Origin of the sequence: Actinomycetospora sp. TBRC 11914 (assembly GCF_012933465.1) — a bacterium.
In the GTDB taxonomy this organism is placed as follows: Bacteria; Actinomycetota; Actinomycetes; order Mycobacteriales; family Pseudonocardiaceae; genus Actinomycetospora.
Window position 1 is genome coordinate 87,662 of record NZ_JABBND010000020.1, and the last position, 25,714, is coordinate 113,375.

A 25,714-nucleotide genomic window follows, 5' to 3' on the forward strand; every position below is an offset into this window, starting at 1 on the left:
CCACGGACGAGAGGGAACGAGATGAAGACCATGACCTGCCGCCAGCTCGGGGGACCCTGCGAGCTCGAGCACCGGGGCGAGACCGCCGACGACGTCATCAAGGCCCAGGACCGCCACCTCAAGGACGCCGAGAAGGCCGGTGACGGCACCCACCGGGAGGCGCGCGAGGCGATGAAGGGGCGCTGGCGGCACCCGAAGAAGTCGATGGACTGGTACCGGGACGTCAAGCAGGCCTTCGCCGACCTGCCCCAGGACCAGCCGGACCCCCGACACTGAGCGCGCCGGGCTCGGCCGGCGACGCCTCGACGACCGCGCTCGACCGCATCTACTGGTAGTAGAGGATGCACCAGCAGAGGCTGTCGCCGGTGGTGCAGGCGGGTTCGGTCAGCGCGGTCATGGTCGCCGAGGTGGTGAAGGGGACGCCGCCCCATTTCGACATGAAGTCGGTGGCCATGCCCGCGACGTACTGGTTCGGGGCGGCCGGCTGGTCGGTGCCGATGTAGGAGTGCACACCGGCCTCGAAGTCCTTCCAGCCGTTGAAGTACCAGGCGCTGTCGAACCAGTCCTCCGTGCCGGTGGACACGATCGACGGGGTGGCCTCGCCGTCGACGGCGATCTGCACGTTGCGCTCCAGCCAGGACAGGTTCGTCGCACCCACCCCGCACACCTGCGAGTGGTACACGATCCACCCCGGCCCACCGGTGATCGTCGCGAGCGTGGTGGTCTGGGACGCGGTCCGCGCCACCCGCTGGTCGAGCCAGCGGGCGCCCTGCTGTCGCAGCCGGGTCCCGTTGGCCCGGTCGGTGGGGGTCAACGCGTACGCGACCATCGAGTAGATGGTCGCCGGCTGGGTGGTGCTCGCGTTGTAGTACGCGAGCCGGATCCGCGCCCCGAACGGCATCGGGAACGTCACCAGGAATCCGGTGTTGACGTTGTTGCTGTTGATCTCGACGTGCACGTGGGCCAGCGTGTGCGACCCGGCCACTGAGCCCGCGCCGAAGTGCGTCGCGAGGAGCGTGCCCATGTCGATGTCGACCGCAGGGGTCGCGGCGCCGTCGTAGTACACGCGCAGGCGGGCGTCGAGGGCAGGACCGTTGCCGCCACCGAGGGCCATCCACAGTGACTTCACGCTGCCGGGGCCGGTGAGATCGGCCAGCGTCCGCTCGGTCCTGGTCGCGACCGTCACGTTCTCGACCTTGACCATACGTAGTTTGTCGCTGCTCAACGAGGCGAGAGGCGAGGACATCGACGCGCCCTCCTGGAGGTGGGCCGGGGACCGACGGGGGACTCCGATCCAAGGCCAGGTGCCTCCGCGCCGTCACCCACCACCGGGCGGCGTCACCCGCTCGGACACGACGGAACACCTGGACGGCCTCCTCGCCGTCCGGTCGGCCGCACCACGGACCGGTTCGGCCGGGCCACGGTGACTCCCTGGCCGCCGCCGGTAGACATCTGATGTCTGTCTCTGTCACGGTAGGAAATGGGCTGTGATCCACCCGACAGCCGCACAGGAATCGACGACAGATCAGATGTCGAGGCTCCGGGAGCGCCATGGACGCGGTGATCGTCGACGTGGAGACCGTCGACCTCCGGTTCCCGACGTCGCGGGAGCTCGACGGCTCCGACGCCATGAACGAGGCGCCGGACTACTCGGCGGCCTACGTCGTGCTGCACACCGACGGCCCCGACGGCCTCTCCGGGCACGGGTTCACCTTCACCATCGGGCGCGGCAACGAGCTTGCCGTCGAGGCGGCGGCCGCGATCGGTCGCCGGGCCCGCGGCTGGTCGGTGGCCGAGCTGGTCGCCGACCCCGGCGCGTTCTCCCGCCACCTGCAGGGCGACAGCCAGCTGCGCTGGCTCGGCCCGGCCAAGGGCACCATCCAGCTCGGGCTGGCCGCGGTCGTCAACGCGGCCTGGGACCTCATCGGGCGGGCCACCGGCAGGCCGGTGTGGAAGGTGCTCGCCGACATGACGCCCCGCCAGCTGGTCGACCTCGTCGACTGGCGCTACCTGCGCGACACCCTCACCCCCGAGGCCGCCCTCGAGCTGCTCGAGAAGCAGGTCCCGGGGCGCGCCGAGCGCGAGGCGCTGCTGCGCGAGGAGGGCTACCCCGCCTACACCACCAGCGCCGGCTGGCTCGGCTACGACGACGAGAAGCTCGTCCGACGCTGCCGGGAGGCGGTCGCCGCGGGCTGGGAGTCGATCAAGCTGAAGGTCGGGGCCGACCTCGACGCCGACGTGCGCCGCTGCGGCCTCGCCCGCGACGTCCTCGGGCCCGGTCGGCGGCTCATGATCGACGCCAACCAGACCCTGGGCGCCGCCGACGCGATCCGGTGGATGGAGGCCCTCGCGCCCTGCGACATCTGGTGGTTCGAGGAGCCGACGAGTCCGGACGACGTGCTCGCCCACGCCGCGATCGCCCGGGCCATCGCGCCGACCCGGGTCGCCACCGGCGAGCACGCGCACAACGCGGTGATGTTCAAGCAGTTCCTGGCCGCGGGCGCGATGGGCGTCTGCCAGCTCGACGCGGCCCGCCCCGGCGGGGTCGACGAGGCCGTGGCCGTGCTGCTGCTGGCCGCCGCCCACGACGTGCCCGTCTGCCCCCACGCCGGCGGCGTCGGGCTGTGCGAGCTCGTGCAGCACCTGTCGATGTTCGACTTCGTGGCGGTCAGCGGCACCCGCGTGGACCGGATGATCGAGTACGTCGACCACCTGCACGAGCACTTCGCCGACCCGGTCCGGATGCGCGGCACGTCCTACCTGCCGCCGACGGCCCCGGGCTACAGCGCGGAGATCCGGGCGGCGACGCGCGAGGCGTACGCCTTCCCGGACGGCGCGGTGTGGGCGGAGCCGGGCCGATGAGCACGGACGTGGCCGGGGCGCCCCCCGATCGGCCCGACAGCGTCGTCGACCGGGTGATCGGGGCGCTCGTCGCGCGGATCGAGACCGGGGAGTTCTCGGCGGGGGAGCGGCTGCCGCCCGAGGCGGACCTGGCCGCGGACCTCGCCGTCTCCCGGCTCTCGCTGCGCGAGGCCGTCCGCGCCCTGGCCGGCGCCGGGGTCCTCGAGGTGCGCCGCGGGACCGGCACGTTCGTCACCGACCTGCGCCCCGACCGGCTCGTGCGGGCCTCGGGGACGTTCCTCGACCTCGTCGGCGAGCAGGGCGTCGCGGAGCTCTTCGAGTGCCGCCGCATCCTCGAGCCGGGCGTCACCGCGCTGGCGGCGACCCGCATCGACGACGCCGGCCTCGTCGACCTCCGGGCCCGCCTCGAGCGGATGCGCGACCTCACCGAGCCCGAGCGCCTCGTCGCCGAGGACCTCGACTTCCACGCGGCGATCGCGACGGCGGCCGGCAACGCCACGCTCGCCTCCCTGACCGGCGCCGTCGCCGGGCGCACCGCCCGCGTGCGGATCTGGCGCGCGGTCGTCGAGCAGGACGTCCTGTCGTGGACCCACGACCAGCACACGGCGATCCTGCGCGCCCTGCGCGCCCGCGACTCGCTCGCCGCCTGGACGGCCGCCACCACTCACGTCACCGAGGTCGAGGAGTGGGTGCGCGCCCACCTCGACGGACCGCACGACACCAACGGCACCGACGGCACCGACGAAGGAAGTGGTCGACGATGACCGCCACAGCACCCCCGATCGGCCGGGCGCGATGGGTCCGCCTCATCCCCGTCGCCGTGATCGTCTACGTCATCTCGTACATGGACCGGACGAACATCAGCTTCGCGTTCGGCGGGCTGGGCCAGGACCTGCACCTCGACAAGGCCCAGCAGGGCCTGGCCGGCGGCGTGTTCTTCCTGGGCTACCTCGTCCTGCAGATCCCCGGCGGGCACCTGGCCGAGCGGTGGAGCGCGAAGAAGTTCGTCGCCATCATGATCGTCGCCTGGGGCGTCTTCGCGCTGCTCTCCGGCGCGGTGCAGTCCTTCGGGCAGCTGCTGGTGGTCCGCCTGCTGCTCGGGGTGGCCGAGGGCGGCATCTGGCCCGCGATCCTGGTGCTGATCAGCCACTGGTTCCCGCGCCGCGAACGGGCCCGCGCGTTCGGGGTGTGGATGATGAACATCCCGATCTCGTCGATCATCACGGCGCCGCTGTCGGGCTGGATCCTCTCGTTCTCCGACTGGCGCGCGCTGTTCTTCATCCAGGGCGCGCTGCCGTTCCTCATCGCGCTGCCGCTGTGGTGGTTCATGGTCTCCGACCGGCCGTCGCAGGCGTCGTGGGTGTCGCCCGCCGAGCGGGACTGGATCGAGGACTCCCTCGCCGACGACGAGCGGGACGCGCCGGCCTTCGCCGGCTACGGCGAGGTGTTCCGGTCCAGCGTGGTCTGGCGCCTCGTCGGTGTGTACTTCCTCATCCAGGTCGGCTTCTACGGCCTGACGCTGTGGCTGCCGACGCTGCTCAAGGCCACCACCGGCGGCAACTCCACGCTCGTCGGCTGGTTGACGGCGATCCCGTACGTCGTCGCCGCGGTCGCGATGTACCTCAACGGGCGGGCCGCCGACCGCACCCGGCGCTACGGCCTGCACGTGCTGGTGTCGCTCGCCATCGGGGCGGTCACCCTGGTGGCCTCGGTCGCCCTCGGCAACCTGGCCGCGCTCTCGATCGCGCTGGTCAGCGTGGCGATGGCCGGCGCCCTGGCCTACGACGGACCGTTCTGGGCGAGCGCGTCGCTCGCCGTGCCGGTCACCCTGGCCGGCGGCGCCATGGGTCTGGTGAACGCGCTGGGCAACCTCGGCGGGTTCGTCGGGCCCTACCTGGGCGGCTACCTGCAGGACGTCTCCGGCAGCTTCCTGTCCACGTCGGTCGTGCTGGCGATCGCGCTCCTGCTCGGCGGCCTCGTCATGATCACGGTGCGGGGGCGGGCGAACCCGGGCCGGGCGGCGGTCGACGCCGAGCGCGCGACGACGACGTCGGGCGGTGCGGCGTGAGCGGGCCCGAGTCCCACTGATCCCCCTGCGAGGAGGTCCTGACGATGGATCCCGTCTTCACCGGCATCGGCGTCGCCCTGGTGACGCTGTTCGACGCCCGGGGCGAGCTCGATGCCGACGCCACCGCCGGTCTGGCTGTCCAGCTGGTCGAGCTCGGCGTCGACGCGCTCGTCGTCGCGGGCACCACCGGCGAGGCCGACGCGCTCGACGACGACGAGCGCCTGCGGCTGTTCACCGCGGTGCGCTCGGCGGTGGGCGACACCGTCGTGGTCGGCGGCACCGGCGCGGCCTCGACCCACCAGGCGGCGCAGCTGACCGCCCGCGCCCGCGACACCGGGGTGGACGCGGTGATCGCCCGCACCCCGCGCGGGCTCGTCGACCCGACCGGCTACTACGAGGCCGTCGCCGCCGCCGCGGGACCGACCCCGGTGCTCTCGTACCACTTCCCGGCGGTCTCCCCGCCGGGGATCCCGGTCGACCTGCTGCGGTCGCTGCCCGTCGCGGGCACCAAGGACTCCTCGGGCGACCCGACGCGGCTGCTCGCCACGGTCGCGTCCTACTCCGGCCCCGTCTGGACCGGGAACCCGGCCCTGATCCACCAGGCCGGGGCGCTCGGGTGCGCCGGCGGCATCCTCGCGCTGGCCAACGTCGCCCCGGAGCTCTGCGCGGCGGCGTTCGCCGGCGACGCCGAGGCCGTGCGCGCGTTCACCCCGACCCACCTGGCCTGCGAGCACGACTTCCCGCGCGGGGTGAAGCAGCTGGTGGCGAAGCGCTTCGGCACGTCGGACGTCGTGCGGATGGGGTGAGACCACCGATCCACGCGTGGCGGCCCGCGGCCGGTGGGTATGCGGGGCCGTCGGTCGTGGGTGCCCGACCAGAGCGGCCCCCGTGGTTGCCGGCTCGAGCCGCGATCAGGGTGGATCACATGGTGGAGGGTGGAGGCGGACCCCCGGTGGGGAGCGTCCGACCGCCGGAAGGGTCCGGCGCGCGCGATCTCGCGCACGTGCGCCGCGCGATGGAGTTCATCGAGCGCCACGCGCAGGACGACATCACCATCGCGGAGATCGCGGGTGCGTCGCGCGTCGGCCCGCGGGCGCTGCAGGTCGCGTTCCGGCGCCACCGCGACCAGACCCCCGTCGAGTACCTGCGGTGGGTGCGGTTGGAGAGCGCCCACCGCGACCTGGTGGCCGCCGACCGGGCGCGGGGCGACTCCGTGGCTGCCATCGCCACCCGGTGGCGGTTCCACCACCTCGGCCGGTTCGCCGAGCAGTACCGCCGCCGCTACGGGGCGCGACCGGGCACGACGCTGCGGGAGCCCCGGGCCGGGCGCGACGGGCGCGTCGAGGTCGCCCTGCTGGACACGGCGGGTCGGGTGGTGTGGGTGAACCAGGCCTGGGACGACTTCTGCGTGGCGAACGGCGGCGACCCGACGCGGGCCGGGGTCGGCCGCTCCTATCTCGCGCTCTGCGACCCCGCCGCGCACGACCCGCCGAGCGTGACCGTCGGGGCCTCGATCCGCGCCGCCGTGCACGGCGAGCTGCCCGCGCCCGCCCGCACCGCCGTGCCCTGCCCCGGGCGGGGCCGCGTCTTCGACGTCCTCGTCGCCACGCGGCGGGACGACGACGGGCGCGTCCTCGGCGCCACCCTCACGCTCAGCGAGTCGGGCCCGGTGCCGGGCGGTGGCGCCGGGTCCCCGTGATCCGCTCGGGGTGCGCGACCGCCCGCGACACGGTGTGATGCCGCGATGCGCAGCCTCGCCCTGGACACGATGCGGAGCGCGGCGTCCCTGGTGATCGATCCGGTGGAGGCGACGGTCGCCGCGGCCGGGGCGGGCGTGGCCGGGCTCCGCGACCAGGTCTCGAGGGCCGTGGGCGGGTTGCTCGACGTCGGCTCGGGGCGCCGCCGGCGGCACGTCTGGACGCGGCCGGGCCACGCCCACATCGAGGTCCGGGGCCTCACCGGGCACGGCACCACCCACCGCCGCGTGGCCCACGCGGCCGAGACCGCGGTCGGGCGGCTGCGCGGGGTGCGCTGGGCCGACGTCAACGGGGTGACGGGGCAGCTGCTGGTGGCGTTCGACCCCGACGCGGTGACGCTCGAACGGTTGGTCGCGGTGGTGGAGGCCTCCGAGCAGGCGGTGTCCACCGACGACGAGGAGTTCCCGTGGTCGCGCCCCAACCATCCGGCCGACCCGGCCCCGCTGGTCGCGTCCTCGGTGGCGCTGGCCGGGGACGTGCTGGGGATGGGGGCCGCGACCGCGATGTGGCTGGCCCGGGCGCCGGCGCTGCCGAACGGGGTGCGGGCCGTGGTCGGGGTGCTGCAGGCCCAGCCGCGGCTCCGACGGCAGCTCGAGCGCTGGCTGGGGCCGCCCGGGACCGAGTTCCTCCTGGGCGTCGCCGACGCCGTGGTCCAGGCCGGCACCCAGGACCCCGGGACCCTGGCCGTCGACGCGGTGCACCGCGTGATGATCATCGCCGAGGTGTCGGCCCGGCGGGCGGTCTGGGCCGCGTGGGAGCCCACCGTCGAGCTCAGCGCCTTCCCGCCACCGCCGGAAGCGCCGGTGGTGCCCGGGCGGGACGAGGAGCTGCCCGCCGGGGCGGTGGAGACCTACGCCGAGCTCGCCGCCGCGGGGTCGCTGCTGGCATCGACCGCGGCCACGCTCCTGGGGCGTCCGGGGCTCGGGGCGCAGGTGTCGCTGGTCGGGATGCCCCGGGCGGCCCGGCTCGGGCGGGAGGCGTTCGCCGCCACGCTCGCCCGCGGTCTGACCGACCGCGGCATGGTGCCCCTCGACGGCAGCGCCTACCGGCGGCTGGACCGCATCACCCACGTCGTCCTCGACCTGCGGGTCCTGCCCGAGGCGGCGCCGGGGCGCGCCGCCGGCGCCGAGGCCCTCGAGGCCGTCATGGAGGCCGCCCAGCACGCCGGCACCGAGGTCAGCGTGGTCGCCCCGACGACCGACCCGGAGGGCCTCGAACTCTCGTTGGCCACCCGGGTGCGGCAGTTGCAGGCCGACGGGCACGGCGTGCTGCTGCTCGCGGCCGCCGACGACGCCGCGCTCGAGGCCGCCGACGTCGCCGTGGCGATCTGGCGGGAGCACAACCCGGTGTGCTGGGCGGCCGACCTGATCAGCGACGGCCTGGAGCCGGCGATCGCGCTGCTGGGCGCCCTCCCCGCGGCCCGCCGCGCGAGCCGGCGCGGGGTCGCCCTGGCCCTGGCGGGGTCGTCGACCGGTCTCCTCAGCGCCGTGCTGCTCCCGGGACCCGGCTCCACGACGCGGGCCCTGCTCCCGGTGCACGTCGCCGGTCTGGCCGCGCTGGTCAGCGGTCACCGCACGGCTGCCCTCCCGCGCGGGTGACGTTTCGGCGTCCGCGGCGCCGGGGCACCCGCGGGGCCGCCCCACCCCCGCCCGGTCCGGGCAGCGGGGTGTCCCGGTCGAGCCGACGGCCGTGGTTCGAGGAGCCGCGACCCGAGGTCACCCGACGGTCCTCGCAGAGCCAGGAGGAACGGCCATGGACACCGGCAACGACGAGCGCCTCGTCATCGCCCTGCGCACGGCGGTGAACGACCTCACCGGCCACCGCAGCATCCGTGACCTCGAGCAGGTCCTCGGGCAGGTCGTGGCCTCGGCGGTGGAGACGATCCCCGCCGTCGATGCGGGGAGCATCTCGATGATCGAGCAGGGCCACGTCGAGACGCGCCACCCCACGAGCGACCTGATCGGCCGGCTCGACGACACCCAGAGCGAGCTCGGCGAGGGGCCCTGCCTCAGCGCCATCGAGGACCCGCCCGAGAGCGGGCTCGTGGTGGCCCAGGACCTCGGCGGCGACGACGCCCACCGGTGGCCGAAGTTCTCGGCCGCCGCCGTCGAGATGGGGTTCCGCGGCCTGATGTCGACCCAGCTGACCACCGAGGGCGGCATGCGCGGCGCGCTGAACCTCTACGCCCGGGAGCCGCACGCGTTCGACGAGCACTCCCGGACCCTCGCGGGGCTCTTCGGCGTCCAGGCCGCGCTGCTGCTCTACGGCGCGAGCCAGGCCCGGCACCTGCAGCGGGCCGTCGACAGCCGCGACCTGATCGGGCGGGCCAAGGGCATCCTCGCCGAGCGTTTCGGCGTCGACGACGACACCGCGTTCCAGATGCTGGTCAAGTCCTCGCAGGACACCAACATGAAGCTCACCGCCGTGGCGCAGTGGCTCACCGAGAACACCGGCGGAGCCCGCGTCCGGCCGGGCACCGCCGACTGATCCGGTCCCGGAGCGTGTCCGGCCGGTACAGTCGCGGCCCGTAGACCCCGGGAGGGGCCACGTCGGGGGGTGAACTCCCGCGCGGGCCCACAGGCTCGCGAGGTGGTGCGCGGTGGACGTCCTGGACCTCGAGAGCTACATCGAGCGGTGGTCGCGGGCGCACGGTGGCTACGACGTCCGGTCCTCCCGGCCGACGCTGGCGTGGTTGCGGCTGGCCCACCGGTGCGCGAGCCCGCTGGCGCGCCGGCGCGTCCCGCCGACCGCGGTGACCTACACCGGCGGGGTGCTCGCGGTCGCCGTCGGGGCCGTCGCCGCGCTCGGCGGCCGGTGGCCGCTGCTCGCGGCGGTCCTCGTGCTCGTCGTCGCGGTCCTCGACGGCGTCGACGGCGCCCTCGCCGAGATGACCGACACTGCGACGGCCTGGGGCCGGATCCTCGACCAGCTGGTCGACCGTGTCGGCGACGTCGCCATGCTCGTCGGGCTCTGGGCCCTCGGCGCCCCCGGCCCGGTGTGCGCCGCCGCGGCGGTCCTGACCGTGTTCGACGAGGCCGTCCGCGCGAGCGCGGGCGCGGAGGGTGTGGTGGAGGTCGGCCTCGTCAGCGTCCCCGAGCGCCCCACCCGGTTGGTGCTCGGCAGCCTCTCGCTGCTCGGGGCGGGCGCCGTCCCGTCGGTGGCCCCGCTCGTCGTCACCGGCGGCGCGACCGCGTGGGCCGTGCTGGCGCTCGCCGCCACCCTGCAGCTCGTGGTCAACGTCCGACGACTGCTGCACGGTCTGCCGCGCAACGTGGCCCGGGCCGACGACGGCGACGCGGACCCGACGCCGGCCGAGGGCTGAACGCGACCGCGTCGGAAACGCGCCGGAAACTGAGACACAATTCGGGGCGTGTCCGTCTGTTCGTGCTCGGATGGAGCTGGGACGATCACGGCACGTCGGGGCCTCTTGCCCCCCAGGAGGGCCGGCGAGGTCCCGCTGCCCGGTCCCCCTCGGGCAGCGGGACCGTCCGAGCCCCCGCCGCGCGACACTGGCGACCATGGCGCTCGCCCTCTTCGCCGGACTGCTCGTCTCCGAGCACGACGCCGTCGTCGGGTGGTACTCCCGCCTGTTCGGGTCGGAGCCGTCGTTCGCCGCCTCCGACACCGAGTCGGTGTGGCGGCTCGCCGACGACCGCTGGGTCTACGTCCAGCAGAACCCGGCCCACGCGGGCCACGGCGCGCTGATGGTGCTCGTCGACGACCTCGAGGGCACGCTCGCCGGGATCGCCGGTCGCGGCCTCACGCCGGCCCGCCGCGAGGACTACCCGGGCGGCATGCAGAAGGCGGTCTTCGGCGACGCGGACGGCAACGAGGTCGGGTTCGGCGGGATCGTCGTCAGCCCTCCACCACACGCTTGACCGCCGCGAGCGTCTCCGGGATCCCGGCGCGCGCATCGGCCTGCCGGATCGCGATCTCGGTGTCCGCGGCCTCGCCGTAGCGCTGCCGGAAGAACTCCCGGCCCTCCGGCGGGAACTCCCACGTCTCGGTCAGGCGCGTGCCCTCGCCGTCGGGAACCATCTCGAACCCCCAGAACACCCGGCCGCCGTTGACCGACCAGCGGAACACCCGGCCGGTCTCGGCGGCGACCACCTCGCTGCGCGTCTCCCACTCGCGGTCGGGCTTGACGTTGTAGCCGGTGAAGTGCGCGCCGACGTGCGGCCCGTCGCCCGGGTCCCACTCGCAGCGCGCGCAGATCGGGCTCCACTCGCCGGTGCGGGTGACGTCCGAGACGACGTCCCACACCGCCCGCGGGTCGGCGTCGACGTGGATCGACTCGGCATGGGTGAACTCGTCCACCCGATCATGATGGCGGCTCGGGCGCGGGAACGGGATCCGGGATGCGCGGGGGGCGGGCCCGGCGAGAGGGTGGGCGCCGTGATCGACGACGCCGCGCTGCGCCCGACGGAGATCGTCCCCGAGCTGGTGCGCGGGGCGCTCGACCTCGACCGGGGCCGGTTCGGGATCCGGCCGCACCGCCTGCCGTCGTGGGCGCGGGCCCGGGCCGACCAGCAGCTGCTCGCCGCGCAGTCGCACCCCTCGGGCGTCCGGCTGGTGTTCCGCACCGCCGCCACCCGCCTCGAGCTGGACGCGCACCGGACGACGCTCGCGTTCGCCGGCGTCCCGCCCCGCCCCGCCGGCGTGTACGACCTGCTGGTCGACGGCTCGCTGGTGGACCAGCAGGTCTCCTCCGGGGGCACCGCCGTCGTCACCGACCTCGCGACGGGGGCGACGGAGGTCCGCGAGGGCCCGGCGGCGACGATCGCCTTCGAGGGGCTCCCGGCCGCCGACAAGCACGTCGAGCTCTGGCTGCCCCACCACGAGACGATCGAGCTCGTGGCGCTGCGTGCCGACGCGCCGCTGGAACCGGTGGGGGCCGGCACGCGTCCGGTCTGGCTGCACCACGGCAGCTCGATCAGTCAGGGCTCGAACGCGGCGAGCCCGACGACGACGTGGCCGGCGCTCGCCGCGGCCGCCGGCGGGGTCGAGCTGGTCAACCTGGGGTTCAGCGGCAGCATGATGCTCGACCCGTTCGTCGCGCGCGTGATGCGCGACCGGCCGGCCGACCTGCTCAGCGTCAAGATCGGGATCAACCTGGCCAATGCCGACGCGATGCGGATGCGCGCCTTCGTCCCGGCGGTGCACGGCTTCCTCGACACGCTCCGCGACGGCCACCCCCGGACGCCGCTGCTGGTGATCACCCCGCTGCTCTGCCCGATCCACGAGGACACCCCGGGGCCCGGGGCCGCGGACCTCGCCGACGGCGCCGTCCGCTTCCGCGCGACGGGCGATCCGGCCGACGTCGCCGCCGGACGGCTCAGCCTGCGGACGATCCGGCAGGAGCTCACGCGGCTGGTCACCGAGCGGGCGGCCGACGACCCACACCTGCACCTGCTCGACGGGCTCGCGCTCTACGGCGAGGCCGACGCCGCCGAGCACCCGCTGCCCGACCGCCTCCACCCCGACGCCGCGACCCACCGGCTGGTGGGGGAGCGGTTCGCGCGCGCGGTCTTCGGTCCCGGGGGTCCGTTCAGTTCCCGCTAGGGGTCACGACGACGCGCGTGCAGCGGGCAGACCGGGTCGACGAAGGAGCGCTCCCCGGGGGCGCCCGCACGGTAGGCGGCGTTGGCCAGCACGGAGCAGGTGCAGCCGCGGTCGACGGCGGCGCGGCCGCCGGGTGCCTGGCCCGGGTCGGTGTCCGTCCGGTCCGCCCGCTCGTCGTCGATGTGCTCGACCATCCCAACTCCTGCGGCGGTGACGGCAACAACCCTCGGCCCCCTGGGCGACCGTAGCGCAGAGGTTCACACCACTGGCGATCTGGTTGTGCGCCATCGACGCCGTGGTCCGCCCGGCCTCGGGTTCCCGTTCGGCCGAGGCGCCAGACCTTCCCGGGCGGGTCCTCGGCCTCCGAGCTCGAAGATCCCGATCCCGGTCGCGAGTCGTGGCACCGGGTGGGCGTGTCGCCCCCGGGATCGAGATCTCCGGGGTGGCCCGGCCGCCCCATGATCGACGCCGGTGTCCGGACGTCCAGCGTCCGGAACGTGGCTTTCCTGACAGCCGTCCGGCCTCAGCCCGGGACGAGCTCCCCGCCCTCGTGCCCGACCGCGGCCGCCGCGGTGGCGCCCCGCAGCGCGACCAGCGCCCGCCGTCGGGCCCCGAGCGAGGTGAGCACGAGGTGCGCGAGCGACGGCTCGCCGCCCTCCTCGAGGAGCTGACCCAGGACGCCGAGGTCGGTCGGGGCGTCGGTGCCGGCGGACGCGCGGCGCAGGAGGGCGCCCACCCGCGGCGAGACCGAGACCCGCTCGACCGGGACCGGGTGCGGACGCGCCCCGACCCCGGTGATGCCCTGCAGGGCGGCCACCACCGCGGGGGTGTCGGCGCCGGCGCCGCGCAGCACTGTCCCGGACTCGACGGCCTCCCGCCGCAGGAGGGCCAGGAGCACGTGCTGGGTGCCCACCGAGCTGGCGCCCTGGGCGGCCGCGTGCTCACGCGCCGCGGTCAGCCCGGCCCAGGAGCCGGCGGCGGAGCGGTCGATGGGCACATCCCCAGGATCGCCCGCCGAGCCCGGTTCGTGACCCTCGATCCCGGAATCGATCGGGTCACGACGCCGGGCGTGGCCGCCCGACCGCGCGCGGTGACGGTCCGGTGCGCGGCGGCGAGTCCGTGCGCCGACACATTCGACACACGCCCGTGGTCCGCGCGACACCACCGTGGAACAGAAACCTCCGTGGCGAGCCGGAGCAGTTACGTGGGCCACCGGGAATCGTCGGAAAATGTCAGGGACATGCCATCCGGAAAACGTTGCATGACGCTCCCGGGGACGCATTGTGGCGATTCGTCCCGCCCCGGCACGCTGCTATTCGACGGTTCTCGCTCGGCCACCCGGCGCAGCGTGGCTCCCTCGGAAGGACTCCTGCAGTGAAACTCCCCGTTGCCCTCGCGCTCGTGATCGGTGTCCTCGGCGGCATCCTGACCTGGCTCTACGTCGGCCCCCTGGCCGCGCTGGGGCTCTTCGTGCCCGCCACGTTCATGGGCGCCGCGCTCTACTTCGCCGCGGGTGGCGACGTGGCCGCGCTCAAGAAGTCGCTCCCGGCCACGGTCTGGGGTGTGGTCATGGGGACGGTCACCCTGATCGTGGCCGGAACGGTGTCGGGGGCGGCGCTGACCGGCGTCGTCGTCGGGGCCGGCACGGCGGTGCTGATCCTGGGCGCGCTCGTGCCGCTGCTCGACTTCGTCCCCGGTGCGGTGGTCGCCTTCGCGATGACCGTCGGGTGGGGGCTGCTCACCTCGGCGTCGGGCACCGACTTCGCGGTCGCGACCGGCCCCTTCACCGTCATGCTCATCTCGTTCGTGGTCGGCGGGCTCTACGGCTGGGTCGGCAGCATCCTCGTCGGCCGGCTCGCGGGCCTGGGGTCGCGGTCCTCGGCGCCGGCTCCCGCGGCGGAGGCCGCCGCGTAGGCGCGCGCCGCGCTCGTCGAGCACCGGCCCGCACGGCGCCGGCCGGTGCTCGCGAGTCGGGGGCACCTCGGGGGGCCGCTGCGTGCCGCGGCCCGGAGGAGTAAGCAGGGCACCCCACGGGGCGCCGCCGAACGCCCCCGACCGAGGAGCCGCGATGGCGCAGGTGAGGGCGACCGCCCGCCGCACGATCACCGCCGACCCCGAGAAGGTGCTGGCGGCGCTGGCCGACTACCGCGAGGTGCGGCCCGCGATCCTGACCGAGCACTACCGCGACTACCAGGTGGAGGCGGGCGGCGAGGGGTCCGGCACCGTCGTGCACTGGGTGCTGCAGGCGACCTCGAAGCGGCAGCGCGACCAGCGCGTCGAGGTCTCCACCGCGCCCGGGGGCGGGGTCGTCGAGACCGACCGCAACTCGAGCATGGTCACCACCTGGCGGGTCCGTCCCGAGGGTCAGGCGGCCGCGACGGTGGAGGTCGACACCACCTGGGACGGCGCCGGCGGGGTCGGTGGGTTCTTCGAGCGGCTGTTCGCCCCGAAGGGCCTGCAGCGCATCCACGACGGCGTGCTCGCGAACCTCGAGCGCCGCCTCGCGACCACCGGCGGTTGACCCTCAGGCGAGCTCGGCGCCGAAGTACACCTGCGTCTCGACGACCTGCCCGTCCCGCACCGTGAGCACCTCGGTGTTGCGGTGCCGCGCGCCGGTGTGCAGCTCGTAGACGTAGCGCACGAACACCTCGCCGGGGGAGACCTCGACGACGTCGACCAGCTCCTGGGAGCGCATCCGGTCCGCCGTCGGGAAGCAGCGGCGCAGCCACTCGTCGCGCCCGATGGGCTCGTCCTGCGGGCTGGTGAACACGAAGTCGTCGGCGAGCAGTGCCGTAGCGGCGGGGGCGTCCTGGTCGCGGTAGGCGGCGAAGAGTGCCCGCACGACGTCGGCCGCCGTCTGCGGCGCGATCGGCTCGACCAGGGTGACCTGGGTGCCCTCGGGGTCGGCGAACGTCACCGCGTGGATGAACTCCGGCACCGTCCACACCTCGGGGACGGTGACGCCGGCCTGGACGAGGCGGTCGCGCTCGGCGCGGACGTCGTCGACCAGCAGGCTCACCGACGATGCCCCGGCCCGGCCCGCGTCCTCGACCAGCTGCAGGAACCCGCCTCCGGCCACGTGCCACTCGGCGCACCCGTGCATCGGCACCTCGTCCGGCCGCCGGCCGAACACCGTCGTCCAGAAGTCCTGTGCGGCGGCCCAGTCCTTGACCAGGACACCGGCGAGCACGGTCCTCGTCGTCATGTCGGCCTCCTCGTGGTTGAAGTTCGGAAAACGTACCAAAGAGTCCTGGGGTAGGGTCAACCCTGGCGATCCCGTACGCTGGCGCGCATGGTGGAGCGGCTCGCGGCGAGGCTCGGCGTCTCGGAGATGCGTCTTCTGATCGGCGGCTGGGTCCTGGCCGCAGTCCTGCTGCTGGCCGGCCTCGCGCTCGTGCTCACCGGCTCGACGATCGTCGGGGCCGTCGTGTTCTTCCTCGGCGTGATCACCTCGATGACCGTCGCCGTCAACCTCTTGCGTCTCCGGGCCGGCGAGCACGCGGTCAAGCGCCCGAAATAGACACTCCAGTGGGTGAACTCGTGTGGTGATCGAGGGTTCCCGCTGGACGCGGAGTACCCGCGTGCTTCACCGTTGTCTCACCGACGGACGGTTGGTGTCGGTGTTCGGGGAACACCGACGGCCGAGGGTCGGCGACGGTCGCTGGGGAGCGGACCGTCGCCGGCCCCGGCTCTCCCTCCCGCCGCTCACATCCCGGTCACCCGGTAGAGGCGCTGCGCCCCCCGGATGCCCTTGAAGCGCCGGGGCGCCGCCACCCGCCACCGGAACTCCGCCTCGCCGACCTGCTCGACCACCGCGTCGTGCACCGCCGCCGTCACCACCACCTGGCCGGGCCGCGCCGTCGTCGTCACCCGGGAGGCGAGGTTGACCGGCGGGCCGAACCAGTCGCCGGCGTGCGGCACGCCGGTGCCGATGGCGAGCCCGATGCGCACGTCGGGTCGCCCGTCGTCGGCCCGCGCCCAGCGGCCCGCCAGGTCGACCGCGGCGCGGAGCAGTGCGACGGGGTCGGAGGAGACGAGCATGACGGCGTCGCCGATGGTCTTGGCGAGCCGCACCGGCCGGGACGCCACCTCGGTGGCGCACTCCGCGAGCTGCTCGGCGACCTCCGAGAGCTCCGCCGCGGAGATGTTCTCCCCGAGGTCGGTGAACCCCACGAGGTCGGCGAAGCACACCGACACCTCCTGGGCGCCCTGGAGCCGGCCGGCCGACGACTCCTCGATCGCGACCGCGTGCGAGCGGATGCGGTCCGCGAGGGCGACCGCGACGAGGTGGGTCAGGTGCAGCGCGTCGTGCTCGGCGAATCGGCGGGCCTCGATCGCGTAGCGCAGCGCCGTCTCCGGCTCGGGCTCGCCGGCGGCCAGCAGGGCCTCGCCGATCAGCGAGCCCAGCGCGTCGGCCATGTTGAGCACCCCGCGCCCGATCGCGCGGACCACCGGCAGCATCTCGTCGTCGCTGAACCCGAGCGCGCGGTATCCCTCGATCCGCTCGGCGATCTCGGCGTCCTCGTCGGTGTAGATCTCCTCGTCGGGGTCGGTCGAGACCGGGCGCCCCAGGGCCCGGAACCACTTGGCGATGATCTCGGGGTCCTGCCCCGTGTGCTCGCAGATCGAGGTCATCGACCAGCCGTCCTCGGGGTTCAGCGTGCGCTCGAGCAGCAGCAGACCGAGCCGATCGCGGTCGATGGCATCCCGCATCGTCGTCGTGCTCACCCCGTCGGCGGCGAGGGCGGTGAGCACGTCCACGCGGGTGCGCCGCGCCTGCCCGGTCAGCCCGTCGAGGAGCCCCTCGCGCTCGAACTCGGTCTCCGCCATCGCGGATCGCAGGCGGCGCGGGATCGGCAGCGACGTGTGACGGGGCGGCACGAGGTCATCGTGACAAACACGGCGGGCGACGGCGCGCGAAAGGTGCCCCGTCGAGCGCAGGTCACGGTGACTATCGTGGGCGGCCGATGGCTCCCCGGCTGCTCGCCACCAGCGACCTCCACGTCAACCGTTCCGAGAACGAGGCGGTCGTGGACGACCTGCACCCGTCCGACCCCGGCGACTGGCTGATCGTCGCCGGCGACGTCGGCGACCGCCTCGAGCATCTGCACCGGACGATGGGGGTCCTCGCCGACCGCTTCGCCCGGGTGATCTGGGTGCCGGGCAACCACGAGCTGTGGACCCCGGGGGGCGAGGAGCCCGACGACGTCGGGACGGCCCGGTACGCGCGGCTCGTCGAGGTGTGCCGCTCGCTCGGGGTGCTCACCCCCGAGGACGAGTGGCCGGTGTGGGAGGGCGAGGGCGGCCCGGCCCTGGTCTGCCCGCTGTTCCTGCTCTACGACTACTCGTGGCGGGTGCGCCCGGACATGGTCGGGCTCGACGAGGAGGCCGCTCTCGACCTCGCCCGCGACGCCGGCGTGGTGTGCACCGACGAGTTCCTGATGTCGTCGGATCCTCATCCCGGACCGGCGGCCTGGTGCGCGGAGCGGCTGGCGATCTCCCGGGCGCGGCTGGCGGCGCGGCCCGCCGGGATGCCGACGGTGCTGGTCAGCCACTGGCCGCTGACGTCGCTCCCGCTGCAGGTGCTCCGCCATCCCGAGTTCGCGCTGTGGTGCGGGTCGACCGAGACGGCACGCTGGCACGTGGAGTACGACGCGGCCGCGGTCGTCTACGGGCACCTGCACCTGCCGCGCACCACGTGGGAGGACGGCGTGCGCTTCGAGGAGGTGTCGGTCGGCTACCCGCGCGAGTGGCAGCGCCACAACCTCGTGCGCGGCCCGCTGCGCCAGATCCTCCCGGCGCCGCCGGTGCAGGAGCGCGACCCGTTCACGGCCTGGGCCGCCGCCCGGGGGGCGCCGTGGAGCCGGTAGCGCTGCTCTCGTCGGTCCTGCCGCCGTCGGTGGTGGCGGTGGCGCGACTCGCCGACGACGACGCCGGCCCGCTGCACGCCAGCGAGGAGACCGCGGTGGCGCGGGCGGTCGAGACCCGGCGGGCGGAGTTCACGACCGGCCGGACCTGCGCGCGGGAGGCGCTGTCGTCGTTGGGGGCGCCGGCCGAGGCGGTGCCGGTGGGGGAGCAGCGGGCCCCGGTGTGGCCGGACGGGGTGGTCGGGTCGATCACCCACACCCGGGGGTTCCGGGGTGCGGCGGTGGCGTGGCGGTCGGCGGTGCGCTCGGTCGGGATCGACGCCGAGGTGCATGACGCCGTGCCCGACGGGGTGCTCGACGTGGTCTCCTCCCCGGGCGAGCGGGCCGTGCTGGATCGCTTGTCGGCGGAGCGCCCGGACGTCGCGTGGGACCGGCTGCTGTTCTCCGCGAAGGAGTCGGTCTACAAGGCCTGGTTTCCGCTCACGGGGCGCTGGCTGGGGTTCGAGGACGCGGAGCTCGAGCCGGCGGTGGACGGGACGTTCGTGGCGCGGCTGCTGGTGGAGGGGCCGACCGTGGACGGGGTGGTGGTGTCGTCGTTCGCGGGCCGGTGGGCCGTGGGTGGCGGGATCCTGGTGACGGGGATCGCGCTCGCCGCTCGGGGTGCTTGATCAGGGGCACGTGGGGCAGGTTCCGCGGCCTGTGGGCTCAGGGGGTGGTCGCAACACCTGTGGTTTGGTGGGTCTTCGCGCGAGGGGCACATGGGGCAGGCGATCCGGCTCGCGGGGCTTCCTCATGTGCTCGTGATCTCAGAAGCGGAGTACCAGCCCAGGGCACGCCTGCGGCGCCTGGGTCGGCGTCACCGACGACGGGGCTTTTCTGCCACTGGATGCAAGCAACGACGCTTCGCTGGAACCATCGGGGTCGCGAGGGGCACGTGGGGCAGGTTGGGCGGCCTGTGGGGCTGCCGAGTGTGCTCGTGATCAACGAGCCAGGCCTCAGCCCACGTCGCGCAGCGGGTCGTCCGTCGGGGCGGCCGGCTCGGCCGACGTCTCCTCGGCCGGCGTCTCCTCGACCGGAGCGGGGGAGGGCACGGCCGTGGGCGGGGGCAGCGAGGGGGAGAGCGCGACGGTGCGCGCGGCGCCGACCCCGCGGTAGCGCGCCGGGCTGCAGGTGAGCACGACGACCTGGTGCGTGGTCCCCGTGGTCGCCGCGGTGAACACGGCCGCGAGGCGCTCGAGACGGCCCGGATCGGAGTGGCCGAGGGCGTCGTCGATCATCACCGGCACGCCGTCCTCGGCGTCGACGAGCGCCGCGACCGCCAGCCGCGCGCACAGCCCGAGCTGCTCCTTCGCCCCGCTGGACAGCGCCTCGAACGGCACCGTCACCCCGTGCAGGGTCCGCGCGACGATGCGCAGGCCCTGGTCGACCTCGAGCGCGAGCGTCGGGCCGAACACGATGCGGGCGAGGCGCTCCACCTCGCGGCGGAACGGCGCGACGTAGGCCTGCCGGACCTCGTCGCGGTGCCGCGCGAGCGTCGTGTGCAGCCGGACAGCGGCCGCGGCGCGGCGGGAGACCGAGGCGTGCTCGCGCTCCGCGGCGGCGAGCTCGTCGCGGGCGGCGGCCAACCGGTCGTGGCGGCCCTCGCCCCCGGCCACCTGCAGCCGGCCGGTCACCTCGGCGCGGCGGCGCTCGACCTCGGCGCTGCGGGTGGTCAGCGACTCGGTGGCCCGGCGGGCGGACACCACGAGCGCCTCGACGGTGTCCGGATCGTCCGCGGCGAGGGCGGCGGCACGCTGCTCGTGGTCGGCCTCGGTGCGGCGGGCCCGCGCGAGGGTGTCGGTGGCCTCGGCGTCGAGGGCGGCGTCGGGGGAGCCCGCGCGGGCCTCGGCGAGCTCGGCCGCGAGCCGGTCGGCGTCGTTGCGGGCGACGGCCCCGGCGGTGCGCGCCGCGGCGACCTCCGACTCGGCGTCGCGCACCGCGTCGTCGGCGCGCCGCCACGCCTGCTCGGCCTCCTCGGCGACGCGTCGGGCGGCGGCCGCGGCGTCGCGTGTCGCGGCGGCCGCGCGTCGCAACCCGTCCAGTTCGGCCGCGCGGGCGGCCCGGGCCTCCTCGTCGGGGGCCTCCGGGTCTTCCACGAGGGCCGGGTCGTCGAACAGCGCGGGGCCGTCGGGCTGCCCGCGCGCCCTCCGCTTCGCGGGCGGTTTCGCGTCGGGCTCGGGGCGCAGCCGCTCGGCGAGCCGATCGACCTCGGTGCGGACCTCGGCCGTGGACCGCCCGCCCAGCTCGCGGGCCACCACCGCGGACAGCTCCCGGACCCGAGCCGCCGCGTCCTCACCGGCGTGCCGGGCCGCCCGCGCCGCCGCCAGGTCGGCCACTCCGAGCGCCGCGCAGGCGTGGTCGCGCTCCTCGCGGGCGCGCTCCACCCGGCGCCGGGCCTCCGCGCCGTCGAGCCCCGGCCGCACCCGGACCTCGACCACCCCGGGTACCGCGACGGTCACCGGGCCGGCCACGGGCACCGTCCGCGTCTCGCCCGGCGGCACCGCCTCGCCGTCGGCGGTCAGCCCGGCGGCACCCTCGTGCGCGACGACCTCGACGGTGCCCGCGCCCGCGGCGAGCTCGGCCTCGGCGCGCACCAGGCGCCGGTCGAGCTCCTCGAGCTCCTCGAGCGCGGCGGCGTCGACCCGCGGCCCGGCGGCGGCCCGTTCCACCTCGCGGCGCGTGGCCTCCGCGGCCTCGGCGCGCCGCAGGCGCCCGGAGAGGTCGGCGAGCTCGCCCCGGTCACGGGCGGTGGCCAGCGCGTCGTCGGCGGCGCGGGACGCGGCGTCGGCCTCAGTGGCCGCGGCCCGGGCGGCTTCCCAGGCCGCGCGGCGCTCGTCGCGGTCGGCCCGCCGGGCGGCGTCGCGCTCCTCCTGCGCCGCGATCGTGGTGTCGGCGGCGTCGGCGGCCTGCGCCGTCCCGGCCGCGCGGGACACCAGGCGGGCCCGCTCGGCCTGCCGGTCGGTGGCCCGGCGGGCGCGTTCCCGGGCGGCCTCGGCCCGCTCGGCCGCCGCGGCGACCTCGAGCCGGCGGGACTCGAACGCCGACCAGCGGTCCTCCAGCTCCCGGGCCCGCTCGGCCTGGCCCTGCCGTTCGACGGTGAGCGTGGAGACCTCACGGTCGAGGTCGGCGCGCAGCGCGACGTCCCGCTCGACCTCCGCCACCGACGCCTCGGCCGCCTCCACCTCGGCGCGGGCGGCGGCGAGCCGGTCGATCGCCTCGCGCAGCGGACCGACCGGCCGGTGGTGCCCGCCGTGGTAGCGCCGGACCTCGGCGACGGCCCGGTCGACCAGGTCCTCCGCGGCCGCGTCGGCTCCCGGGACGGTGCCGCCGGCGCCCGAGGCCCCCGAGGCCGCCCGGTCGAGTGCCCGGGTCAGCGCGTCCTGCCCCCCGAGGTCGGCCTGCCCCAGCGGGGTGTGCTGCTCCACCCGCAGCGCGCGCCACAGGCTGAGGTCCATGGTCTCGTCGAGGATGGCGAGCACCCGCTCGTGGGCCTCGCGGCCGGTGAGCTGCTCCGGGCGCGGCGCGAGGACGGAGAGCTCGGTGAGCTTCCGGCGCAGCCACCGCTTGCGGTAGACGAGGCGGTAGGGCCCGGTGACGATCTCGGCCTCGACCTCGGGGCCGGCGTCGCGGCCCGCGGGGGCGGCCGCGCGGACCTCGGCTGCGGTGGAGCTGTCACGGAAGTCGACGAGGAGGTCCAGCGCCGCCACCGTCGACGTCTTCCCGACCTCGTTCTCGCCCTCGAGCACCGTCACGCCCTGCTCGGCGAGGTGGACCTCGCGGTCGTGCACCCCGCGGAAGTCCGTCAGGCGGATGCGCAGCAGCCTCATCGCTCACCCCCGGTGCCGGCGAGCCGGTGGAGCAGGCCGAGCGCGTCGAGGGCCTCGGCGTCGGCGGCGTCCGCCGCCAGCTCCGCCGCGGCCGACGCGGCGAACCCCGACAGGCCCAGGGCCTCGACGTCGGCGTCGTCGGGGCGGGTGACGAGCTCGGTGGTGTCGACCTCCAGCGCGGCGAGCACCGGGACGTGGGCGGCGAGCACGTCGTCGAGCCGGGCCCGCTGGCGCAGCGTCAGGGTGCCCTCGCAGAGCAGCCGCAGCGCCGTGCGCTCCGGGGCGGCGAGTGCGGACAGCCGCGCGTCGAGGGCCGCGAGGTCGGCGTCGGAGTCGAGCGTGGCGTGGTCGCGCGTGAAGGCCCAGCGGCCGACCCGCACCGGCCGGACCACGGCACCGTCGGGACCCGCGTCGACGACGAGGACGTTGCCCGGGTCGGTCTCGTCGTGCGAGGTGACCTCGGGCGCGCCGGAGTAGCCGATGCGTGACTCGCCCGGGAGCGCCCAGGTGGAGTGCCGGTCGCCCAGCGCGACGTAGTGCACCCGCCCGTCAGCGAGCGCCGCCCGGCAGAGGTCGGTGTGCACGACCGCGGGATCGTGCGCGTCGGGCGAGAGCACGTCGACCGCGCCGTGACCCGCCAGGACCCGCACGACGCCCGAGGGCGCCGGGTCGAGTGCGCGCAGCTGGTCGGCCACGAGGTCGGACAGTGGGCGCTTCGAGGTCCACGGAGCGGCCACCACCTCGATCCCGGGCGCGACCTCGTGGACCCCCGCCCGGTCGAGCACCGTGACGTGCGGTGGGCACCGCCGCGCGAAGTCGGCCCGGCGGGTGACCAGGGCGGCGTCCGCCGGATCGTGGTTCCCGGGCAGGAGCAGGACCGGCACGGTGAACCCGCGCAGTGCCTCGCAGGCGCGGCCGACGACGTCGGGCCCCACGAGGTTCGACTCGAACACGTCGCCGCACACGACGACGAACGCCGCGCCTTCGTCGGTGGCCACCCGGCCGAGCGCCACCACCGCGTCGAGGCGGGCCTGCGCGAACCGGGCCTGGGCCTCCCCGGCCGCCTGACCGGGGCGCCCCGCGCCGAGGAACCGCCGCGTCATGCCCAGCTGCCAGTCGGCGGTGTGGACGAAGCGCATGCTCACCTCCCCCGGTCGGCACGACGGTAGGCCGTCGGCCCCGACGACCCGACGGCGACACCCCGGCCGCCGTCGTGATCAAGCAGAGCACGACCCCCCGACAGCCTCGCGGGCACGGTGGCGCCCGACGGGCCCGAGCGGCAGGGTCCGGGGCGTGAGCACCCCACCTGTGCGCGTCGAGACCGGCACCGATCCCGAGCTCGCCGTCGTGACGATCAACCACCCGCCGCTCAACCTCTACGACCGCGACCTGCACACCGCCCTGCTCGAGGCGGTCACGGCGCTGGAGACGCAGCGCCCGCGCGGGGCGCTCTTCCGGGCCGAGGGGAAGGTCGTGTCCGGCGGGGTCGACGTCCGCGACGCGTTCCTGCCGCTGGCGCAGAACTCCGACGTCGAGGCCGGCCGCCGCTACTTCGCCGAGCTGGTGGAGCTCGGCGAGCGCGTGCACCTGCTGCCGTTCCCGACGGTGTTCGCCGCCCACGGCCTCACCCTGACGTGGGCGTTCGAGCTCGCGCTGGCCTGCGACCTCATCGTCGCCGGCGAGTCCGCGAGCTTCGGGCTGATCGAGGCCACGGTCGGGCTGACGCCGGCGATGGGCGGGACCCAGCGGCTGGCCGAGCGCGTCGGGCAGGGCCGGGCGAAGTACTTCGTCATGACGGCGGGCCGCTTCGGCGCCGCTGAGATGGAGCGGTGGGGCGCGGTGGACCGGATGGTCCCCGACGACGAGGTCGACGCCACCTCGCGCGAGCTCGCCCGGTCCCTGGCGGCGGGCCCGACGAGGGCCCACGCGGCCACCAAGGAGATCCTGCGCGAGCTCGCCGTCGGGGGGCTCGGCGAGGCCAACGCGCACACGGCGGAGATCGCCGGCGCGCTGTTCGGCACCGAGGATCTCCGCGGGGCGATGGAGTCGTTCGTCGAGCAGGGGCACGGGAAAGCGACGTTCCGCGGGCGCTGAGCGTCGGCCCGTGATCCGCGCGAGGGGACCCTTCGGTCGGCTAGAGCGAGCGAGGGGCCCCCTCGCCCAGATCGGCGAGCCGCACCGGACTCCGCGCGAGGGGACCCTTCGGTCGACTAGAGCGAGCGAAGGGTCCCCTCGCGCAAGTCGGCGTCAGGCCCAGGCGACGACCTCGTCCGCGTCGAGGCGCGGGAGCCGGTCGAACCACGGGTCGGAGCCGGGGTGGCCGATGTTGACGACGAGGCTCGACCGGAAGCGGCCGTCGGGGAAGAACTCCCGGTCGATGGCCTCGGCGTCGAACCCGGCCATCGGTCCCGCGGCCAGCCCCTGCGCGCGGACGGCGAGGATGAAGTAGGCGACCTGCAGCGTCGTGCCGTAGGTCGACATGTGCTCGCGCATGCCCTCGTTCTCCTCGAGCATCTCGCGCATCTCGGGGCGGAACGGCAGGACGGTCGGCACGTGCTCGTGGAAGCGGGTGTCCCGGGCGAGGATCGCGGTGGCCGGCGCCTGCGCGGTCTTCTGCTGGTTCCCCTCGGCCATCAGCGGCACGAGCCGCGCCTTGCCCTCCTCGCGGCGCACGAACACCACGCGCAGCGGCTGGGTGTTCGCCGCGGTGGGCGCCCAGCGGGCCAGGTCCCAGACGCCCGCGAGCTCGGCGTCGGTGACGGGCGTGTCGGCGAAGGTGTTCGCCGTGCGTGCCTCGGTGAACAGCAGCGCCCGCCCGGCGTCGTCGAGGCGGGGGAGCGTTCGGGCGTGGTCGTCGACGACGGTCATGGTGCTCGCCTTCTCCTTGTTGCTCGCTTTTTCGAAGTACGTAGCCGGAGACTAGCACCGAGTAGGCTGAGGGTGTGGCGGAGGCGGCGCTCCCGGAGCACTCGGCGTGTGACGCCGCCCTCACGCGTGCGTTCCAGTTCCTCGGCAAGCGCTGGAACGGGGTGCTGCTCGGCACCCTGGCGGCCGGCCCGATGACGTTCTCGCAGCTGCGGCGCTCGCTCGACGGCATCTCCGACTCGGTGCTCTCGGCCCGCCTGGGTGAGCTGGGCAGTGCGGGGCTCGTCCAGCGCACCGTCGACGAGGGCCCGCCGATCAGCGTCAGCTACGCGCTGACGCGCCAGGGGAAGGCGCTCACCCCGGTGCTGCGCGAGCTCACCGCGTGGGCCGCGGTGCACCTCTCCCCGGAGGCGTGCTCGCGCGCCGACGGCGGTCGCCGGCCGGCCTGAGCCCGCTCCGCGCGAGGGGCACCTTCGCTCGGGTGGATCGGCAGGGCGGCCCCGGTCGGACCGTCGGCTGGACGGCCGTTCCGGGCGAGGGGCACGTAGGGCAGGTCCGACCGCCCGCCGAGCTGCCTGACGTGCTGATGATCAACGGGCCTGGGCGGCCGTTCCGGGCGAGGGGCACGTGGGGCAGGTCCGAGCGCCCGTCGAGCTGCCTCATGTGCTGGTGATCAACGGAGCTGGGCGACCAGCCCCGGGCGACGGCCGCACGCCTCATCGGCGATGGGCACCACTGGCCCGTCTTGTCGAGCGATGGGACCCTTCGCTCGTGCCGTGCCGACCGGTAACACGAACACGTGGTCCGTGTTACCTCAGGTTTCAGTTACCGGAGGTCGTGGATATATTCGTGTCGTCAGCCGATGAC

27 protein-coding genes are annotated in these 25,714 nt (G+C 75.1%); 18 read left to right on the top strand and 9 right to left on the bottom strand.

From position 1 onward, the window contains the following. Positions 1-21: 21 nt before the first annotated feature. Positions 22-276 (top strand): DUF1059 domain-containing protein, encoded by a 255-nt coding sequence (locus tag HH311_RS25245; RefSeq protein ID WP_169186470.1) that lies wholly within the window; start codon positions 22-24, stop codon positions 274-276. Positions 277-325: 49 nt separating this feature from the next. Here HH311_RS25245 and HH311_RS25250 read toward each other — a convergent pair whose 3' ends face one another. After that, positions 326-1,246 carry a DUF2961 domain-containing protein gene (locus tag HH311_RS25250; RefSeq protein ID WP_169186471.1) on the bottom strand — a complete coding sequence of 307 codons (921 nt, stop codon included), beginning with the start codon at positions 1,244-1,246 and terminating at the stop codon, positions 326-328. Between the two features lie 305 nt (positions 1,247-1,551). Between HH311_RS25250 and HH311_RS25255 the strand changes: the two genes are divergently transcribed. The 9 genes from HH311_RS25255 (at position 1,552) to HH311_RS25295 (ending at position 10,565) form a co-directional block, all read left to right on the top strand. After that, complete coding sequence (locus HH311_RS25255) at positions 1,552-2,862, top strand: enolase C-terminal domain-like protein (protein WP_169186472.1); 1,311 nt, start codon at positions 1,552-1,554, stop codon at positions 2,860-2,862. Beyond that, positions 2,859-3,626 carry a FadR/GntR family transcriptional regulator gene (locus HH311_RS25260; protein WP_169186473.1) on the top strand — a complete coding sequence of 256 codons (768 nt, stop codon included), beginning with the start codon at positions 2,859-2,861 and terminating at the stop codon, positions 3,624-3,626. The genes HH311_RS25255 and HH311_RS25260 overlap by 4 nt, the downstream gene beginning before the upstream one ends. Beyond that, positions 3,623-4,930, top strand: a complete 1,308-nt coding sequence (locus HH311_RS25265; protein ID WP_169186474.1) for an MFS transporter — start codon at positions 3,623-3,625, stop codon at positions 4,928-4,930. Before HH311_RS25260 ends, HH311_RS25265 begins: the two co-directional genes overlap by 4 nt. A gap of 44 nt (positions 4,931-4,974) precedes the next feature. Further along, positions 4,975-5,736, top strand: coding sequence for a dihydrodipicolinate synthase family protein (locus HH311_RS25270; protein WP_169186475.1), 762 nt, complete (start codon positions 4,975-4,977; stop codon positions 5,734-5,736). A 146-nt stretch (positions 5,737-5,882) separates the two neighbouring features. After that, a complete protein-coding gene (locus HH311_RS32230) occupies positions 5,883-6,629 on the top strand; it encodes a helix-turn-helix domain-containing protein (RefSeq protein ID WP_312030392.1) in 747 nt (248 codons plus the stop codon). A gap of 45 nt (positions 6,630-6,674) precedes the next feature. Then, entirely contained in the window at positions 6,675-8,285 is a 1,611-nt protein-coding gene (locus HH311_RS25280) for a cation transporter (protein ID WP_169186476.1), read from the top strand. 154 nt (positions 8,286-8,439) lie between these two features. Further along, positions 8,440-9,174: a GAF and ANTAR domain-containing protein gene (locus HH311_RS25285; RefSeq protein WP_169186477.1), complete on the top strand. Its 735-nt coding sequence runs from the start codon at positions 8,440-8,442 to the stop codon at positions 9,172-9,174. Positions 9,175-9,286: 112 nt separating this feature from the next. Then, positions 9,287-10,009: a CDP-alcohol phosphatidyltransferase family protein gene (locus tag HH311_RS25290; RefSeq protein WP_169186478.1), complete on the top strand. Its 723-nt coding sequence runs from the start codon at positions 9,287-9,289 to the stop codon at positions 10,007-10,009. Between the two features lie 196 nt (positions 10,010-10,205). Beyond that, complete coding sequence (locus HH311_RS25295; protein WP_169186479.1) at positions 10,206-10,565, top strand: VOC family protein; 360 nt, start codon at positions 10,206-10,208, stop codon at positions 10,563-10,565. Here HH311_RS25295 and HH311_RS25300 read toward each other — a convergent pair. Beyond that, entirely contained in the window at positions 10,543-11,004 is a 462-nt protein-coding gene (locus tag HH311_RS25300) for an SRPBCC family protein (protein WP_169186480.1), read from the bottom strand. The genes HH311_RS25295 and HH311_RS25300 overlap by 23 nt on opposite strands. 81 nt (positions 11,005-11,085) lie before the next feature. On the opposite strand from HH311_RS25300, the gene HH311_RS25305 reads away from it, so the two are divergent. Continuing rightward, positions 11,086-12,249, top strand: a complete 1,164-nt coding sequence (locus HH311_RS25305; RefSeq protein WP_396027460.1) for an SGNH/GDSL hydrolase family protein — start codon at positions 11,086-11,088, stop codon at positions 12,247-12,249. Here HH311_RS25305 and HH311_RS25310 read toward each other — a convergent pair. Together HH311_RS25310 and HH311_RS33580 are read right to left on the bottom strand one after the other, a co-directional pair. Next, on the bottom strand, positions 12,246-12,443 hold the full coding sequence (locus HH311_RS25310; protein ID WP_169186481.1) for a hypothetical protein: 198 nt from the start codon (positions 12,441-12,443) through the stop codon (positions 12,246-12,248). The genes HH311_RS25305 and HH311_RS25310 overlap by 4 nt on opposite strands. Before the next feature lie 329 nt (positions 12,444-12,772). Beyond that, positions 12,773-13,246 (bottom strand): Clp protease N-terminal domain-containing protein, encoded by a 474-nt coding sequence (locus HH311_RS33580; protein WP_169186482.1) that lies wholly within the window; start codon positions 13,244-13,246, stop codon positions 12,773-12,775. 377 nt (positions 13,247-13,623) lie between these two features. Between HH311_RS33580 and HH311_RS25320 the strand changes: the two genes are divergently transcribed. Together HH311_RS25320 and HH311_RS25325 are read left to right on the top strand one after the other, a co-directional pair. Beyond that, complete coding sequence (locus tag HH311_RS25320; protein WP_169186483.1) at positions 13,624-14,163, top strand: DUF1097 domain-containing protein; 540 nt, start codon at positions 13,624-13,626, stop codon at positions 14,161-14,163. Between the two features lie 154 nt (positions 14,164-14,317). Then, complete coding sequence (locus tag HH311_RS25325) at positions 14,318-14,770, top strand: SRPBCC family protein (RefSeq protein ID WP_169186484.1); 453 nt, start codon at positions 14,318-14,320, stop codon at positions 14,768-14,770. A gap of 3 nt (positions 14,771-14,773) precedes the next feature. Here HH311_RS25325 and HH311_RS25330 read toward each other — a convergent pair whose 3' ends face one another. Beyond that, entirely contained in the window at positions 14,774-15,454 is a 681-nt protein-coding gene (locus tag HH311_RS25330) for a DUF4440 domain-containing protein (protein ID WP_211190780.1), read from the bottom strand. A gap of 87 nt (positions 15,455-15,541) precedes the next feature. On the opposite strand from HH311_RS25330, the gene HH311_RS25335 reads away from it, so the two are divergent. Then, complete coding sequence (locus HH311_RS25335; protein WP_169186485.1) at positions 15,542-15,769, top strand: hypothetical protein; 228 nt, start codon at positions 15,542-15,544, stop codon at positions 15,767-15,769. Positions 15,770-15,954: 185 nt separating this feature from the next. Here the strand turns inward: HH311_RS25335 and HH311_RS25340 are convergent, their stop codons facing one another. After that, the gene (locus tag HH311_RS25340; RefSeq protein ID WP_169186486.1) at positions 15,955-17,130 is read right to left on the bottom strand and encodes an adenylate/guanylate cyclase domain-containing protein; all 1,176 of its coding nucleotides are present in this window, start codon (positions 17,128-17,130) and stop codon (positions 15,955-15,957) included. 86 nt (positions 17,131-17,216) lie between these two features. Between HH311_RS25340 and HH311_RS25345 the strand changes: the two genes are divergently transcribed. Together HH311_RS25345 and HH311_RS25350 are read left to right on the top strand one after the other, a co-directional pair. Then, positions 17,217-18,119: a metallophosphoesterase gene (locus HH311_RS25345; RefSeq protein ID WP_169186487.1), complete on the top strand. Its 903-nt coding sequence runs from the start codon at positions 17,217-17,219 to the stop codon at positions 18,117-18,119. Further along, on the top strand, positions 18,107-18,784 hold the full coding sequence (locus tag HH311_RS25350; RefSeq protein ID WP_312030394.1) for a 4'-phosphopantetheinyl transferase superfamily protein: 678 nt from the start codon (positions 18,107-18,109) through the stop codon (positions 18,782-18,784). The genes HH311_RS25345 and HH311_RS25350 overlap by 13 nt, the downstream gene beginning before the upstream one ends. A gap of 327 nt (positions 18,785-19,111) precedes the next feature. Here HH311_RS25350 and HH311_RS25355 read toward each other — a convergent pair whose 3' ends face one another. Further along, the gene (locus HH311_RS25355; RefSeq protein WP_169186488.1) at positions 19,112-21,982 is read right to left on the bottom strand and encodes an AAA family ATPase; all 2,871 of its coding nucleotides are present in this window, start codon (positions 21,980-21,982) and stop codon (positions 19,112-19,114) included. Beyond that, entirely contained in the window at positions 21,979-23,121 is a 1,143-nt protein-coding gene (locus HH311_RS25360) for a metallophosphoesterase (protein WP_169186489.1), read from the bottom strand. The genes HH311_RS25355 and HH311_RS25360 overlap by 4 nt, the downstream gene beginning before the upstream one ends. 154 nt (positions 23,122-23,275) lie before the next feature. Here HH311_RS25360 and HH311_RS25365 point away from each other — a divergent pair, with 154 nt between their 5' ends. Continuing rightward, a complete protein-coding gene (locus HH311_RS25365; protein ID WP_312030395.1) occupies positions 23,276-24,076 on the top strand; it encodes an enoyl-CoA hydratase/isomerase family protein in 801 nt (266 codons plus the stop codon). Positions 24,077-24,229: 153 nt separating this feature from the next. On the opposite strand, the gene HH311_RS25370 is transcribed toward HH311_RS25365, so the two are convergent. Continuing rightward, positions 24,230-24,850, bottom strand: a complete 621-nt coding sequence (locus tag HH311_RS25370) for a malonic semialdehyde reductase (protein WP_169186490.1) — start codon at positions 24,848-24,850, stop codon at positions 24,230-24,232. A 74-nt stretch (positions 24,851-24,924) separates the two neighbouring features. On the opposite strand from HH311_RS25370, the gene HH311_RS25375 reads away from it, so the two are divergent. Further along, the gene (locus HH311_RS25375; RefSeq protein WP_169186491.1) at positions 24,925-25,296 is read left to right on the top strand and encodes a helix-turn-helix domain-containing protein; all 372 of its coding nucleotides are present in this window, start codon (positions 24,925-24,927) and stop codon (positions 25,294-25,296) included. The last annotated feature ends 418 nt before the right edge of the window (positions 25,297-25,714 follow it).